Source organism: Chryseobacterium sp. Leaf201, from assembly GCF_001421435.1.
Lineage (GTDB): Bacteria > Bacteroidota > Bacteroidia > Flavobacteriales > Weeksellaceae > Chryseobacterium.
In genome coordinates, this window is sequence record NZ_LMKA01000091.1 from 1 (window position 1) to 15,442 (window position 15,442).

13 protein-coding genes are annotated in these 15,442 nt (G+C 41.0%); 9 read left to right on the forward strand and 4 right to left on the reverse strand.

The window, feature by feature from the left end:
- Window positions 1-218: 218 nt before the first annotated feature.
- Both ASE55_RS14060 and ASE55_RS14065 read right to left on the reverse strand, forming a co-directional pair.
- Window positions 219-1,883, reverse strand: a complete 1,665-nt coding sequence (locus tag ASE55_RS14060) for a GLPGLI family protein (protein WP_056220845.1) — start codon at window positions 1,881-1,883, stop codon at window positions 219-221.
- A gap of 157 nt (window positions 1,884-2,040) precedes the next feature.
- Complete coding sequence (locus ASE55_RS14065; protein WP_056220847.1) at window positions 2,041-3,246, reverse strand: RsmB/NOP family class I SAM-dependent RNA methyltransferase; 1,206 nt, start codon at window positions 3,244-3,246, stop codon at window positions 2,041-2,043.
- 182 nt (window positions 3,247-3,428) lie between these two features.
- On the opposite strand from ASE55_RS14065, the gene ASE55_RS14070 reads away from it, so the two are divergent.
- From ASE55_RS14070 to ASE55_RS14090, 5 genes are all read left to right on the forward strand, one after another.
- On the forward strand, window positions 3,429-3,773 hold the full coding sequence (locus ASE55_RS14070; RefSeq protein ID WP_056220849.1) for a zinc ribbon domain-containing protein YjdM: 345 nt from the start codon (window positions 3,429-3,431) through the stop codon (window positions 3,771-3,773).
- Window positions 3,774-3,864: 91 nt separating this feature from the next.
- Window positions 3,865-4,542: a response regulator transcription factor gene (locus ASE55_RS14075; RefSeq protein ID WP_056220851.1), complete on the forward strand. Its 678-nt coding sequence runs from the start codon at window positions 3,865-3,867 to the stop codon at window positions 4,540-4,542.
- Window positions 4,527-5,801 (forward strand): sensor histidine kinase, encoded by a 1,275-nt coding sequence (locus ASE55_RS14080; protein WP_082474560.1) that lies wholly within the window; start codon window positions 4,527-4,529, stop codon window positions 5,799-5,801. Before ASE55_RS14075 ends, ASE55_RS14080 begins: the two co-directional genes overlap by 16 nt.
- 105 nt (window positions 5,802-5,906) lie before the next feature.
- A complete protein-coding gene (locus tag ASE55_RS14085) occupies window positions 5,907-7,322 on the forward strand; it encodes a hypothetical protein (RefSeq protein WP_056220858.1) in 1,416 nt (471 codons plus the stop codon).
- Between the two features lie 15 nt (window positions 7,323-7,337).
- Window positions 7,338-8,642, forward strand: a complete 1,305-nt coding sequence (locus ASE55_RS14090) for an MFS transporter (RefSeq protein WP_056220862.1) — start codon at window positions 7,338-7,340, stop codon at window positions 8,640-8,642.
- Window positions 8,643-8,977: 335 nt separating this feature from the next.
- Here the strand turns inward: ASE55_RS14090 and ASE55_RS14095 are convergent, their stop codons facing one another.
- Window positions 8,978-9,919: a sulfate/molybdate ABC transporter ATP-binding protein gene (locus ASE55_RS14095; RefSeq protein ID WP_056220865.1), complete on the reverse strand. Its 942-nt coding sequence runs from the start codon at window positions 9,917-9,919 to the stop codon at window positions 8,978-8,980.
- Between the two features lie 85 nt (window positions 9,920-10,004).
- Between ASE55_RS14095 and ASE55_RS14100 the strand changes: the two genes are divergently transcribed.
- The 4 genes from ASE55_RS14100 to ASE55_RS14115 all read left to right on the forward strand — a co-directional run bounded on the left by ASE55_RS14100 (window position 10,005) and on the right by ASE55_RS14115 (window position 14,241).
- A complete protein-coding gene (locus ASE55_RS14100) occupies window positions 10,005-10,664 on the forward strand; it encodes a YceI family protein (protein WP_056220868.1) in 660 nt (219 codons plus the stop codon).
- 125 nt (window positions 10,665-10,789) lie between these two features.
- A complete protein-coding gene (pheS, locus tag ASE55_RS14105; protein WP_056220871.1) occupies window positions 10,790-11,800 on the forward strand; it encodes a phenylalanine--tRNA ligase subunit alpha in 1,011 nt (336 codons plus the stop codon).
- An 85-nt stretch (window positions 11,801-11,885) separates the two neighbouring features.
- Window positions 11,886-13,613 (forward strand): ATP-binding protein, encoded by a 1,728-nt coding sequence (locus ASE55_RS14110; RefSeq protein ID WP_056220873.1) that lies wholly within the window; start codon window positions 11,886-11,888, stop codon window positions 13,611-13,613.
- Window positions 13,597-14,241, forward strand: coding sequence for a response regulator transcription factor (locus ASE55_RS14115; protein ID WP_238585058.1), 645 nt, complete (start codon window positions 13,597-13,599; stop codon window positions 14,239-14,241). The genes ASE55_RS14110 and ASE55_RS14115 overlap by 17 nt, the downstream gene beginning before the upstream one ends.
- Window positions 14,242-14,643: 402 nt before the next feature.
- Here the strand turns inward: ASE55_RS14115 and ASE55_RS14120 are convergent, their stop codons facing one another.
- A complete protein-coding gene (locus tag ASE55_RS14120; protein WP_056220878.1) occupies window positions 14,644-15,414 on the reverse strand; it encodes a DUF3108 domain-containing protein in 771 nt (256 codons plus the stop codon).
- Window positions 15,415-15,442: the final 28 nt, after the last annotated feature.

The window sequence follows — 15,442 nt, forward strand, 5'->3', positions numbered from 1 at the left end:
TTGTAATTTAAATTATTCGTATTAATAAGAGAGGTTTTAGTTAAATTTTTTCACCCCAAACAGAGTAATTTTATATATACGGAATAAAAACGAGATAATTAATAATGTATGTTAATTAATTTAAGGAAATTTTATCTTTACTTTGTGGCTCGAAATAATTTTTTTTCATCATTTGTGTTTTTACCTTCTCGCCATTCATTTTGCGAGAAGGTTTTGTTTTATTCGGAGCCTAATAGAATGCCTGAAACGTTCCATGAACTGAACATGGTTTCCTCACGTTCACCCTGAGGAATCTTTACCTGAATGGTATGCTTGCCTGCTTTTAAATCCCCCAGCGGAATAAAGTTTGGATTGGTAATTGTCCCCGGGCACCAGTTGGACCGGCTCAGGTCTGAAGATGACAGTCCGTCCTGGAAATTACCGGATGCAGGGTTGTAAAGACGGTAAGACCCGCAGTCTGTTCTCCACGGAACAAAAGAGAATGCCATTTTCCCGTCAAGAAAAATAGAATTGGCCTTGGGAATAAATTCGTCGCCGTTTTCCCAGCCCCCGTGGCCGGTGGTGATGTATTTCAGCTGAGCATTTTTCAGGTCTTTTTTTAACGTGAATTCTACCCATAATCCTTTATCCTTATCAAACATGGTAGAGTAATCCTGACCCGCCATTTCCATGATGTTGAGGGTGTTGAATAGAGGAATGACCGTGTTATTTCTGTTAACCGTCTGCCCGCTTTTATGGATGGTGATTTCCAGGCTTACCTGATGGCCGCCTTTGTCGTAATTGCCGATAAATGTACCGATCCACAGTTCTTTTTCGCTCAGGGCGGGTTTCAGATCGGTGATATCCTGACGGTATGGGCTTATCGTCTGCCAGCTTTTGTCTTTCAGCTGGATGTGATTGAATTTATTAATCCCGAACGCTGTGAAAAACCGCATCATTTCAACGGGAGGATTATAATTCTCCGTTGTGGTTACTCCGTAGTATGGCTTTCCGTTTCCGTTTTCATATACAGGAAGCGTCTTTACCCCTTTTTCCAGCCCGTCAAAAAAAGACTGCGACCGGTCCTGAGGAATAAAGAAAACGGTTCCGGTCCTGTCATAGGCATCACCGTTGGACTGCTGTTTCAATTCAGCAAAAATATTTTCGCCTTCCGAAATTTTAGGAAACCTGATCTTCTTCAGGATAATGGTTCCGTTGGCAAATCTTTTTATAACTGCATCAGATTTAGAACCTTCCGAGAAGTTGATGGTTTCATTTTCAAAAACTTTCAGGGTGGTGAACCTGGTTTTCCACAGAAGATCCCTGTATCCCAGCGGATCGGTAACAGTAACCGTGCTTTTAAGGATGGCATCAATTCCTGTTTTCTTCACTTTTTTAATTGACGTTGCGGTTATAAGTGAATTTTTATTCCTTTCAATTTCTAAGACAAATCCTAAATTCTGCCCGATGCCTGAAGGTCCGCCCTGGATTTTCAGATCATTGGTATACCAGACTTCAATGGTATTTGAATTGATTTTGGTAACGGCTTTTTTGCAGTTGTACCCTAAGATCTTTTTGGTTTCGGCGGTGAGCTCAAAAGTTTGTTTCCCGACAGATTCTGCATCGGAAGTTGAAATGATTTCATTGTTTTTTAAAAATGCGTAGGAAATTATGGTATTGGACGGCTTTTCAATTTTTGTTATTTCAAACGGAAAGTTCGCCTTCTGTTCCCTGATGCTGTTATTTAAAATGAAATTTTCTTTTTCACTGGCCCAGACCAGCGTGGGAGACTGGTCATTCAGAATTTTTCCGTTGTATGAACTGATGTACTGAACTTCATATGTCTGTGCAGAGCCCAGGAATGATAATAAAACAGATAAAGCGAATATAATTCTTTGATGCATAATGAATAATGATGATTCCTGCAAAGATAGATTTTACTTTTATATGATCAGCGGTGTGGGTACGGTAATGTAGATCTTCAGCTGCAGCCATAATAAAAAACTACCCTGAAAACAGGGTAGTTTGTGTATATTTAAATAAGCAAGTTTTTTTGTTTTGTTATGAAACTCTTTCAATCAAAGCCATGTAGAATCCGTCATAGCCTTCGCTCGGCATTACTTTTTCGTCTTTAACCATTTTGAAATTAGGATTGTTTCTGATGAATTCTTCTACCTGCTCATTGTTTTCAGAAGGAAGGATGGAACATGTGGCATACACCATTTTTCCGCCTACTTTCAGCATTTTAGAATAATCCTGGATAATCTGCTGCTGCTCTCCTTTAATCCTGTCGATAAAATCCTGGTCGATTTTCCATTTGCTGTCCGGGTTTCTTTTCAGTACGCCAAGTCCTGAACAGGGTGCATCAATCAGTAACCGGTCTGCTTTGTCATGAAGCCTTTTGATTACTTTGTTGTCAGAAATCATCCGGGTTTCAATGTTATGGGCACCGGCTCTTTTCGCGCGTCTCTTCAGCTCTGCCAGCTTCCATTCAAAAATATCCAGAGCAATGATCTGCCCTTTGTTTTTCATTAAAGCGGCTAAGTGAAGGGTTTTTCCGCCGGCACCGGCACAGGCATCAATTACCCTCTGTCCTTCTTTCACGTCCAGGAAATACGCTATTTTCTGTGAAGAGGCATCCTGTACTTCAAATAGTCCTTCTTTAAAAGCGGTGGTAAGGAATACATTCTTTTTTTCTTCCAGCTGAACTGCATCCGGATAATTTTTTACAGGATAGCATACGATATTTTCGTCAGAAAGGTCTGATACAAGTTCTTTCGGGGTAGTTCTCAGTGAGTTGGCTCTTAACACGGTGGGTGCCTGCTCATTTAAAGCGTGCATTTCTTTTTCCCATTTCGGTCCCAGTTCTTTCTCAAGTGTCTCGGCCAGCCATTCCGGGATAGAATGTTCAATCGCTTTTGTAGGAACGGTATTTTTCTTAAGCTTTGTAAGGATATCGGCAACTTTAATTCCGTCGAATTCCTCAAATTTTTTATAATTTGTTTTGCTCCAAAGCAGGTAGGCCATCATGAGCTTATAAATGTTATTCGGCTTCACACCTTCTCCCATGTAATATTCCAGACGTTTTTTCCAGCGGATGATGTTATAGAAGATCTCAGAGACCACAGCTCTGTCCTGGCTGCCCCATTTTTTGTGGGCTTTTAAAAGTCGTTCAATTACTTTATCGGCATATTTATTTTTTTCGAAGAAGGTTTCCTGCAAAGCATCGTGGATTCCGATGGCTAAGTTTCTGTGAATAAGTTCCATAAAATTGGGTTCTGCTGTTTTGAATCTGCAAAAGTACGAATTTAAGTTGATAATTTTAAGTTGTGCATTTTTGAGTTTCATGCTGAATGGTATTCCCCTGTGTGTTCATCCGGGCTTCAATACCTCCATCTTCGTGTTTTCTTACCCACTTTAAAATATTACCTTTGCAAAAAATTAAAAATATGAGTGATACTGTACTTTGTCCGAAATGCGGTTCCGAATTTACCTATCCAAGCGACAATATGATGGTGTGTTCCCAGTGCTTTTATGAGTGGAACCCAGAAGAGGCAGCCGCTGAATCATCAGCTTCAGGAAAAATTTTAGACGCCAACGGCAATGAACTGCAGGACGGGGATTCTGTAGTAGTGGTTAAAGACCTTCCTGTGAAAGGAGCTCCGAAGCCTGTAAAAGCTGGAACAAAAGTAAAGAACATCAGGCTGAGACCGGACAGCGACCATAATATCGACTGTAAAATTGACGGTTTCGGATCTATGGCACTGAAATCTGAATTTGTAAAAAAAGCATAACCAGATTTACATATCTAAAAAAATCTGTCTGAACATCAGCACCTCACATATTATTAGTAATTTGGCCCTGTAAACATGAATTACCGCAGGGATGAAAATACTGATTGTTGAAGACCATAAAGAACTGGCTTCCAATATTACAGACTACCTCAGAAAAGAGGATTATATCTGTGAGGTTGCTTCCACAAAAGAAGAAGCCGATGAGAAGATAGATTTTTTTGAATATGACTGTATCCTCCTGGACCTGATGCTTCCTGACGGTAACGGACTGGAGATCCTCAAGGAAATAAAACATAAAAAACTGGCCTCAGGCATCATTATCATTTCAGCAAAGGATTCCCTGGATCATAAGCTGGAAGGCCTGGATGAAGGGGCTGATGACTACATTACAAAACCTTTTGCCCTGCCTGAACTTCATGCCCGCATCAAAGCAGTATTCCGGAGAAAGACACCGGAAGTAGACCATGCCCTGGTTTTCAACGAAATAAAAATTGATCTGGAATCCAAGGAATGCAGGATAGACAGCCGGCCGGTTAATCTTACCAGAAAAGAACTTAACCTTCTCATCTTTTTCATCAGCAATGAAAACAGAATGCTCTCCAAGCAGGCCATAGCAGGCCATCTTTGGGGAGATTATACCTACAGCATAGACAATATTGATTTTGTGTACCAGCATCTGAAAAATCTGAGGAAGAAAATAACCGATGCCGGCGGGAAAGATTATCTCCATACAGTCTACGGGCTGGGCTATAAATGGCAGGACCTATGAACCTGAGCTACCGTTTTGCCAAAGCCTTTACCATTCTTGTCTTTGCCGTGCTTCTCCTGGGTTTTGCTATTCTGTATTACGCTTTTGAGCGGACCACAATGCGCTCTGCCATTGTAAAAATGGAAGAGCTGAATGCTTACGTGGCAGGCAGGCTTACCAAAGAACCGCAATATGACTACCTTACCTTTCACCGCAAACAGACGCGGGTATTCCTGCAGCCGGACAACAGTTCCGGTAAAAAAGAACAGGTTACTGAGGAAAAATACATCTGGAACAGAAGCCTACAGTCTTATATCAACAGGATTTCGGTAACTTCTTTTTTCGTGATCCGTGGGAAGCCTTATATGATTACAAGCGTGCGGTACATCACCGTAATTGAGAAGCGGTTTCTCCTGAGTCTTCTTATGGTCGTGGCCTGGATTATGGTATTTCTCGTTATCCTTACCATCATCATCAGTGTCCTGGTATCCAGGAAAATTCTGGATCCTTTTTATCATGCCCTTGAGGAAATCAAAAAATTCAGTATTAAAGACAAGCAGCCGATGCAGCTGATGGATACCCATACTTATGAATTCCGTCTGTTGAATGGTTTTTTGGGCAGAATGTCCGAGAGTTCAAAAAAAGACTATTACCTGCTGGAAGAGCTTACGGAAAATACTTCCCACGAGCTGCAGACACCGCTTGCTTCTGTAAAAGGAAAGATTGAGCTGCTGATGGAAACCGGGCTCAATGAACATCAGTTTGCGACGCTCTCTGCCATGAATGATGAGCTGGACCGACTTTCTTCCATCAACAAATCGCTGATCCTTCTGGCCAGGCTGGAGCATTTTGAAAAGGAAAATATTGGATCTGTTAATCTGTCGCAGATTTTATTGGACCGGATTGCCTATTTCGAAGATGTTTTCGCCTTTAAGCATCTACAGATCCGCACTTATATTGAGCCTGATGTAATGGCGGTGATGGATAAAAGCCTGGCTGTTATTGTCCTGGATAATCTTTTAAGCAATTCCAAAAGGCATAATTATGAATATGGATGTATTGATATTACGCTTACTTCATACCGGCTGGTGATTTCCAATACCGGGAATCCGCCGTCAATTCCGGGAGAAGAAGTTTTTAAGAGATTCAGCCGCGGAAATCCGGATCAGAATTCAATCGGGATAGGATTGGCATTGGTGAAAAGGATTTTAGAGATTTTCGGGTATGGAACAAGCTACAGATTTTATCAGGACAGGCATATCTTAACAATTGAATTTTAAAATTAATATACTGTTAACCAATGTCTTGGTTGTTTTATTTATTTTCTTAACTCATCTTCAGAATTTCTTCAGAATTTCTTTTTTCATTAGTCGGAAACAAAATATATGGATAAAATACGATTGATTTTCCTGTTTTTCGCTTTCCACTTATCATACGCACAAGACAGTGTTGCCATAGACAGGAAAGAAGAAAAAACATTTCCGGAAAGGCATAATCCGCTGGATATCGGTGAGCTTAAAATCAATCTTAATTCCAAAGGAGACCGTTGGCTCAGGTTTGGGATCAACAGCCAGATCTGGCTGCGGAATATAGAAAACAATCTCGGTACTCTGGTCAACGGGATCCCGCAGGAACAGACTGCCGATGTGGGAATAAGAAGAATGAGGCTTGTGCTGCAGAGCCAGGTAACACCTTTTTATTCTGTTTTCCTGCAAATGGGGATCAATAACCAGACGTTTATTTCCGGCGGTGGCAACGGAACCGGTGCTAACGGTGCGGGTAAAAAGCCTTCCCTGTTTTTTCATGATGCCTATAATGAACTGGCTGTTATTCCGCGTGTAAACTTTAATACCGGAAAACCCAATGAAAACAGTCTTTATATTGGAGCCGGACTTCATTCCTGGAATGGAGTCAGCAGGCTGACCAACGCCAGTACCACTAAATTTTTAGCGGCCGACCTGCCCATTTTTAATTTTCCTACCATAGAAATTGCCGATCAGTTTGCCCGGCAGATGGGGGTTTTTGTTCATGGTGATTTTAAAAGGGTGAATTACCGTTTCAGTGTGAATAAGCCTTTTGCTACCAGCAATGCACCACAGGTAGGAGGAATAGCCGTAGACAATAACCGGAGCGGCAAGCTTTCGTATGCAGGGTATGCTTACTACCAGTTTTTTGCAAGGGAAGCTACGGTTACCTCTTTTTTATCAGGCAATAACCTCGCGAAAAATAAAATTCTGAATATCGGGTCTGGTTTCTACCTTAATAAAGAAGGGACACTCAGCCAGCCGGAAGCCAATGTTTTTGAACCTCATGATGTTTCCGTATTCGGGGCTGATGTATACAGCGAAATTCCTGTGGGAAATAAAAATAAAGAAATGGGGCTTACTTTATACTCCGTATTTTACAGGTACAACTACGGCCCCGATTATATCAGGATGAGCGGTCTGATGAACCCCGGAACCGCTGATGCTTCTTTTACGGGAGCAAGAGCGCTGGAAGGCCCGGGAAACAACAGGGTGCTTATGGGAACAGGGAATATCTTTTTTCTGCAGGCAGGATTTGTGCTTCCCAAATTCAGCACGGTACTGAAAGTTCAGCCGTTTGTTAACTACACGCTTAAAGATATGGATGCCTTACAGCAAAAAGGCAACTATTATGATGTGGGGACAAGTTTTTACCTGTACGGGCAGAATACCAGGATAGCCATCCAGTACAGCAGCAGGCCGTTATATAATGCAGCATCCGGAAAAGTTTTCGACAGAAAAGGGGAGCTGATTATTTTATTTAATATTGTTCTTTAATTAAACTAAATAGATATGAATACAACACACACACAGCCCCTTACCACCGCACAGAGGATCAAGGCCATTGTAGGCGGGTCAGTAGGGAATCTGGTAGAATGGTATGACTGGTATGCGTATGCTGCCTTTGCCATTTATTTCTCAAATTCATTTTTTCCGGATTCGGACCTGACTGCACAGCTGCTGAATACCGCAGGGATATTTGCTGTAGGCTTCCTGATGCGCCCCGTAGGCGGATGGCTGTTTGGAAGTATTGCCGATAAAGTGGGACGAAAAAAAGCCATGACACTTTCTGTTCTGCTTATGTCTTTCGGTTCACTGCTTATTGCCCTTACGCCTACCTATGAAACCATCGGTGTTCTGGCACCTATTCTTCTGCTGGTTGCGCGTCTGGTGCAGGGATTAAGTGTGGGTGGCGAGTATGGGGTTTCCGCAACCTACCTGAGCGAAATGGCAACCGAAGAACGAAGGGGATTTTATTCAAGCTTTCAGTATGTAACCCTGATCGGCGGACAGCTGATCGCTTTGGGAATTCAGCTGGTCCTGCAGAAACTTTTACTCACGGAAGCACAGCTTGAAGACTGGGGCTGGAGAATCCCTTTTGCCATAGGTGCTGTACTTTCGGTCATTGCCCTGTATCTGCGGTCAAGCCTTCACGAAACCGAAGCCTTCAAAAACAAAGAAGACATGGTGAAAGATAAAAAAGGGACGGTGAAAGAACTGTTTAAGCACCCACAGGCACTGCTTACCGTTGTAGGCCTTACCTTGGGAGGAACGCTGGCTTTCTATACCTATACTACCTATATGCAGAAATTCCTGGTCAATACCGTGCATCTCAGCAAAGAACAGTCAACACTGATTTCCTTTATCTCTCTTTTTATCTTTGCCTGTTTACAGCCTGTTTTCGGAGGTCTGTCAGACAGGATCGGAAGAAGGCCGCTCCTGCTGGGCTTCGGGATTCTGGGAACCGTCTGTACCGTCCCGCTGCTTACGGCGCTGAGTCATACTACCTCTATGTGGATGTCTTTTCTGTTGATTATGATTGCCCTGATTATTGTAAGCGGGTATACTTCCATTAATGCAGTGGTGAAGGCTGAGCTTTTTCCTTCGGAAGTAAGGGCGCTGGGCGTAGGATTACCGTATGCGTTTACCGTGGCCATCTTCGGAGGAACGGCAGAATATATTGCACTCTGGTTTAAACAGCTTGGCGTGGAACATTATTTTTACTGGTACATTACTCTATGTATTTTCTTCTCACTGCTGGTGTACTTCAGGATGAAAGATACCAAAGCCAATTCAAAACTTAATGAAGATCTGTAAGAAATACAGGTTAGGAAAAATAAAAATACTCTGAATTCATTCGGGGTATTTTTTTGTCTCTGAAGGCGGTATATGTGCATAAAAAAAAGGAAAAGATTGGACAGGGTAATCTTTCAAGAAACTAGATTGCAGAACTGCTAATTTTTGTCTCAGGGGGCAGAAAGAGAATTAACCAAAAGTTTCCTTATGCTGTGGAAGTACAAATGTAAGAAAAAGTTTTTTAGACTGATTCTTATATGTATACTTTTTTTATTAAAAATTATCTATAAATATAAGGATATCTTATAGTTAGCTTCTATCATCTGAAAACAAATACATCATTGCTATTATTGAATTTATACCGGTTTAAATGAAGCCCTGATTGTTCCGGACAGTTTTTCATCCGTATACATAATGAGTTCCTTGTTTTTCATGTTCACTTTATTCCAGTAATGGTCTCCGGCGAATCTGCTTTCCGAAACTTCAGCCTCAATACCATTTTCGGCAATGTGTATTTCTTTGGGATAATAGGAAAATTTAGGAAGCTGAAACTCCTTCATTTCGTTTTCACTGAAAATATTCACTTCCCCGAAAAGTTTTGCCACATACGGATTGTACGGATTCCTGAATGTTTCTTCAGGATTATCCTTTTGGATCAGTCTTCCGTTCTGCAGGACGATAATCTGATCCAGCCACGGAATAATATCCTGTAGCTCATGGGTGGAGATCACCAGCGAAATATGATGCTGCTTTACATATCTGAACAGTTTTTCACGCAACTCTATTTTTCTCGGGAAATCCAGGTTGCTGAAAGGCTCATCCAAAATCAGGAGCTTAGGAAGCACGGAAAGTGCCCGGGCAATAGCAACGCGCTGCTGCTGACCACCGCTCAGGTATTTGGGAAGGACACCGGAAAATTCTTCCAGACCTACCACTTCCAGAAGTTCGGCAACCGTTTCTTTTTTCTTTTTTAAATTGATATTAGAAATAAACTTGCCTACATTTTCTGCTACCGTAGCATAAGGCATCAGGTCAAAGTTCTGAGCCACATACTTCATTTCTGCCTCTCCCGGCACCAGGTTTCCTTTCGGGCCGGACAGCTTCTGGCCGTTAAAAACAATATCACCGCGTTCCCAGTCCAGAAGCCCGTAAATCAGACTTAATAAAGTCGATTTTCCGCAGCCGCTTTCCCCCGCAAGCGCAATGATCTTACCTTCTTCAAATGACAGATTCAGGTTCTGAAACAGAGGCTTTTTCGGGGAATATGAAAAGTATAAATTGTTTATTTCTAATAGCATCATACAAATGTAGTGAAATGTACTGTTTTTAGGAAACGATCAATTTTTTTATTACCTTAGCGGGACTATTGAAATTTTATAAATTATGAAAAAAAAGCTGTTTTCACTTTTCGTTCCGGTGCTTTTCGCTTCGGCCTTGGTGATGTCCTGTAAAAAGGAAAAACCTGTAACCGGCGAAAGCAGTGAAGTGACCACCACCAAAGAGGGAAACCCGTTTATTGTGGATACGCTGAACAGCAGGGTAGAGTGGAAGGGATATAAAATTTTTAAGTCTGAAAGCACAAGCCATTTCGGAACCATCAAATTTGAGAGCGGTGACGTCACGGTAAAAGACGGAAAGCTGGAAAGCGGGAAATTTGTTGCAGATATGAACTCCCTGACCTCTGAAGATTTGAAGAATGATGCTGAGCAGTCAGAAAAACTGAACGGGCACCTGAAAAGCGGCGATTTCTTCGGAGTAGAGAAATTTCCTACCGCTTCTTATGAAATTACGAAGGTAACCCCGTCTGCGGAAGGCGACTACAATACTTTGCTGGACGGTAATTTAACCATCAAAGGGATTACCAAACCGGTTCAGTTTAAAGCCAATGTATCGGTAAAAGAAGGTGAGGTAAGTATTGCTACCGAGCCGAAAGACATCCACCGGGGAGAATTTGATGTGAAATTCAAAGCTCCGGCTGAAAATGGGGTGATTAAAGATGAGATGACCCTCCAGATTAACATAAAAGCTTTAGAAAAAAAATAAATTTATTTAAAGAAAATAAGTCATTGAAGTCTGCCCCGGTAAGTGGGGCAGATTTTTAACATTTTAAGGAAAGTTATTCCGCCGGAAAACTGTATTTTTGCAAAACATTTTGAAAGGGTAAAACAATGATAGAAAAGATAGAAGAATTACTCGTTGAGGTAAATGGCTTTCAGGCAACATCTAAAGAAGACATTGAAAACTTCCGGATCAGGTATAATGGTAAAAAGGGGATTCTGAATGATTTTTTTGAAAAATTTAAAGAAGTTCCGAATGACCAGAAGAAAGATTTCGGTCAGAAAATCAATATGCTGAAGCAGGCTGTTAATACAAAGCTGGAGGATTTAAAAAATGCTTCTGCCTCTTCCGTTGTCATTGAGAAAGAAGACCTTACAAGACCTGCCTTTCCATTGGAATTAGGTTCCAGGCATCCGATTAATTTAGTGAAAAACAGGATTATCGAGATTTTCAAGTCTATCGGTTTTGCGGTGGCAGACGGCCCTGAAATTGAGGATGACTGGCATAACTTCACCGCTCTTAACCTTCCGGAATACCATCCGGCAAGGGATATGCAGGATACGTTCTTCATCGAGCAGAATCCGGATATCCTGCTGAGAACGCATACATCTTCGGTGCAGATCCGTTATATGGAAGAAAACCAGCCGCCGATCAGGATTTTATCTCCGGGAAGGGTGTTCAGGAATGAAGCGGTTTCTTCACGTTCACACTGTATCTTCCACCAGATTGAGGGATTGTATATTGATGAAAATGTAAGCTTTGCAGACCTTAAGCAAACCATTCAGTTTTTTACCACGGAACTTTTCGGTAAATCTAAAATCAGGTTGAGACCTTCTTATTTCCCTTTTACGGAACCCAGTGCTGAAATTGACGTATACTGGGGCCTGAACTCCGAAACGGATTACAGGATTACAAAAGGAACCGGTTGGTTAGAGATCATGGGCTGCGGAATGGTAGACCCTGCCGTTCTTAAAAATGTAAATATCGATTCTGAGAAATATTCCGGATATGCTTTCGGGATGGGGATTGAAAGAATTGTGATGCTGCTTTACCAGATGAGCGATATCAGGATGTTCTTTGAAAATGACATCAGAACATTGGAGCAGTTTAAAACTTTATAACTGATTGTATCAAATAAATTCCAGATCCTGTAAAATATAATTTACAGGATTTTTTTATTACTTTTAACAGCTGAAACAGTACACAATGATTAAGAAAATATTGAAATTCAGATTCAGGAGAATTGTTCATTATTCATTGATTGTCTGTATTCTCTTAATACAGCTCCTGATTGCCGCTTTTTTTTATAATGAATTCATCACCGGGAAAAACATAAGCTTTATTGAAAAGCAGCTGAAAGAAATCCATTCACTTGAAAATTTAACGGATAATTCAAGGAAGGACCTGCTGGAGGCCCAGGAGTATTTTCAGCAGTACGTTATTACTGAAGACCATGCTTTTCTGGAGTCTTATTTTACCTCTTTACGGAAGCTCGGCAAAAACCTGGACAGCATCAGCCACTATAAAAACAAATATCCGAGGCTTCAGCACAGGGCAGCCTCACAGAAAAAAGATTCTTTGCAGATTAAAAAGCTGCAGTCCCTTATTGATTCTACTTACGAATACTCTGTGAAATCAGATTTTAAGGTAGGAAATAATATGCCTGAGCTTAAAAAATACGACCTGGACTATAATTTTGATAAATTTAATGTTGAGACCAAAACCTATTCTGATACCCTCAAGAAAAAAGGCTTTTTCGGACGCCTGGGAGACGCGATATCCGGAAAGGAAAATGTCCGTAAGGAAAGCACGGTAATCACCGTAAAGCAAGGCCAGATCCCCAGTTCAGCGAATATAAAAGCGGAATTCGACAGTATTATTAATCTGGTTAATCATCATTATACCGGTGAAGTAAGGAAAATCCAGGTTACGATGAAAGAAAGGCAGAATGATGACGGAAGGTTTTATAAGATATTCAGTAATCTGCTCGTATATGGCAATGGCCTGATGAACATTTACGAAGTGGCCATCAAAGATTCCAAAACGGATCTGGAGAAAGAATATAACAAGCAGAATTCAAAATACAGCAGGATCAGGATGTATCTGGTATTCGGGGCAATGATCCTCATGTTCATCGTTTCCATATTAATCATGCTTCTGACCAGGATCGCATTTGTATATGAAAGAAAGCTGAAAGTGGCCAATAATCAGATCAGCGAAAACCTGAATTTTAAAAACAGGATCCTGGGGATGCTGAGCCATGAGCTGAGGTCTCCGCTGAAGATCATCGGTATTTTTATCAGCCGGATCAATAAAAAAACGCAGGACGAAAGCATTAAAGAATATTTGAAATCCATAAGCTTTACCAACAATACGCTGCTGATGCAGGCCAACCAGATTTTAGAATATACCAAAAACCAGCATGTTGAAAATAAACTTGTCCTGTCGGTTTTTAATCTCAAAAACGAAATACAGTCGATATTAAATTCGATTGAACCTTATATCGAAACCAGGAACAATGAATTGGTCATCCAAGAAGACATAAACCCTGAACTTGTGGTCTGGTCAGATCCCACGAAGATCAACCAGATTTTCATGAATATCTTGGGCAATGCCAATAAATTTACCGAAAACGGGCGCATCAGCGTTACCATAAAAACAGCATCCGTCAATGAAAATATTGTTTCTTTACACACGGAAGTAATTGATACCGGTGCCGGGATTTCACCGTCTGACCTCAGGAATATATTTGAGCCTTATTATCAGGGCATCCTTTCGGAAGATGTGGAAAACCTGGGTGCAGGCCTCGGGCTCAGCTTATGCAAAGAACTGGCTGAGCTGTATTCCGGTACGATATCGGTGACAAGTGAAGTGAATCAGGGGACAACCGTTATTTTTTCTCTTAATTTAAATGTATATGAATCAGTCAGATAACAAGCCGGTCAGTTTTTTACTGGCAGATGATCACAGTCTTATCAGGCAGGGTATTGTATTCCTGCTGGAGGATCTTGGTTTTGATTATGAAGTTTTTCATGCCTCCAACCTTCATCAGTTAAAAGAATGCATAAAAGTGAATCCTGTAACGGTTGCCATTATAGATGCCCATTTTCCGGATGGAAACAGCCTTACTGTTTTGCCTGAGATTATAAAACTGAGCCCGAAGACCAAAATTCTGATCTTTACCGGCATTGATGAAAACATACATGCGCTCAAGTTTCTTGATGCCGGTGCCCACGGCTTTTTAAGCAAGCTGAATGAAGAAGACGAAATCCGGAATGCCATCCTGAGAATAAAAGAGCATGGTGAATATGTCTCCCAGGCAACACAGGTATTGCTGATGGGTTCACTGCATAACCGGAGCCTCATCAATCCCCTTCTATCTCTTTCTGCAAGGGAACGGCAGATCGCAGAACTGTATGCTGAAGGCTACGGGAACCTGGAAATCTCCAATCAGCTGAATATAAAACAGAATACTGTAAGTACACTTAAAAAAAGAATATTTGAAAAACTTGGTATTGAAAATATGGTAGAGCTGATCGTACTCGTTAAAAACCATCAGTAGCAGTAATTTTCAGTTATGTTCCATAACTTCCATCAGAAGAGCCTTTAACGGTCAGTTATGCTTTATCAAATTTATAGTCTGTAGAAAAACATCTACAGCCCCGCCGATATATATCTAAGCCTTATTGTGTGAACGTTGTATGCTTATTGATATCTTTGTATCACTATAACAACTGTTAATCAACGGTATCCAAAGCCTTTAATTCTGAAACACAAATGATGAAAAAAATAATCAGAATTAAAAATATAAAAACACAAGTGATAAAAACAGGATCTTATTACAGGGCTTAACGGCTCTGTGATAGATACTGAATTAAAAAATGCTTTGAGTCGTTGACAGCCTTAAAAAAAATGCCTGCAGGTTTTCTGGAGGCATTTTTCTTTAACAATAAATACGGTTCTGTTATTTGGTGAATCTCAGAGGATATTTTACGTTTTTAAAATCATCAATACTGGCTTTTAAAGATCCTACTGCCAGTTCTGCTTTCAGAAGCATAGGAATATGGTTGAGGTCATTGGAAACCCACATCACCACGCCTTCTTTCGCTTTAAAGACTCTTCCGCTTTTTACGGACGGAATAATTTTCAAACAGTTGATGGTACCGAATTTAGTGCTCAGGTTTTCAGTTCCTGCCACCTTAAGCTGGAAAGCAAACATTTCATCATCAATCCAGACATTCATATTGATTACATTTCCCACTTTGAGCTCAGCAGGGCTTTTACTTCTTAAATAATAGAAACACGACAGCATATCTTGGACGCCTCTCACAGACTTAATTACTTTTGATCCGTTGGCCGGTGTTTTCTTATCGGTTAATACCAATGTATTGTTGTCATGGTTAAATGCCGTTTCCAGATGCTGGCGGTAGTTTCCTTCCTTTACATTCCTGATATAATAGCTGGGAAGCTGCGTATTGATGTTGATATAGCTCTCATAAACATCTTCAACCTTAAAAAATGCCTTTACCGCTCCGGTAGTCTGCCCCGTTCCCCTTACATGCAGGTGCGGAGCCCCTCTGTAGGTCGTTTTCTGTGCTTTCAGGTTTGCGGTTCCGGCATTCAGGAACCCGTAGTGGATCCGCAGGGTGATTGATTCGCCATCTGCAATATTGTTGATCTGCCCGGAGCCGAGAAAGAACATCAGGAGGGTTAATACATTGAATAATTTCTTCATAACTATATTTTTTATAATAAGGTTGCCT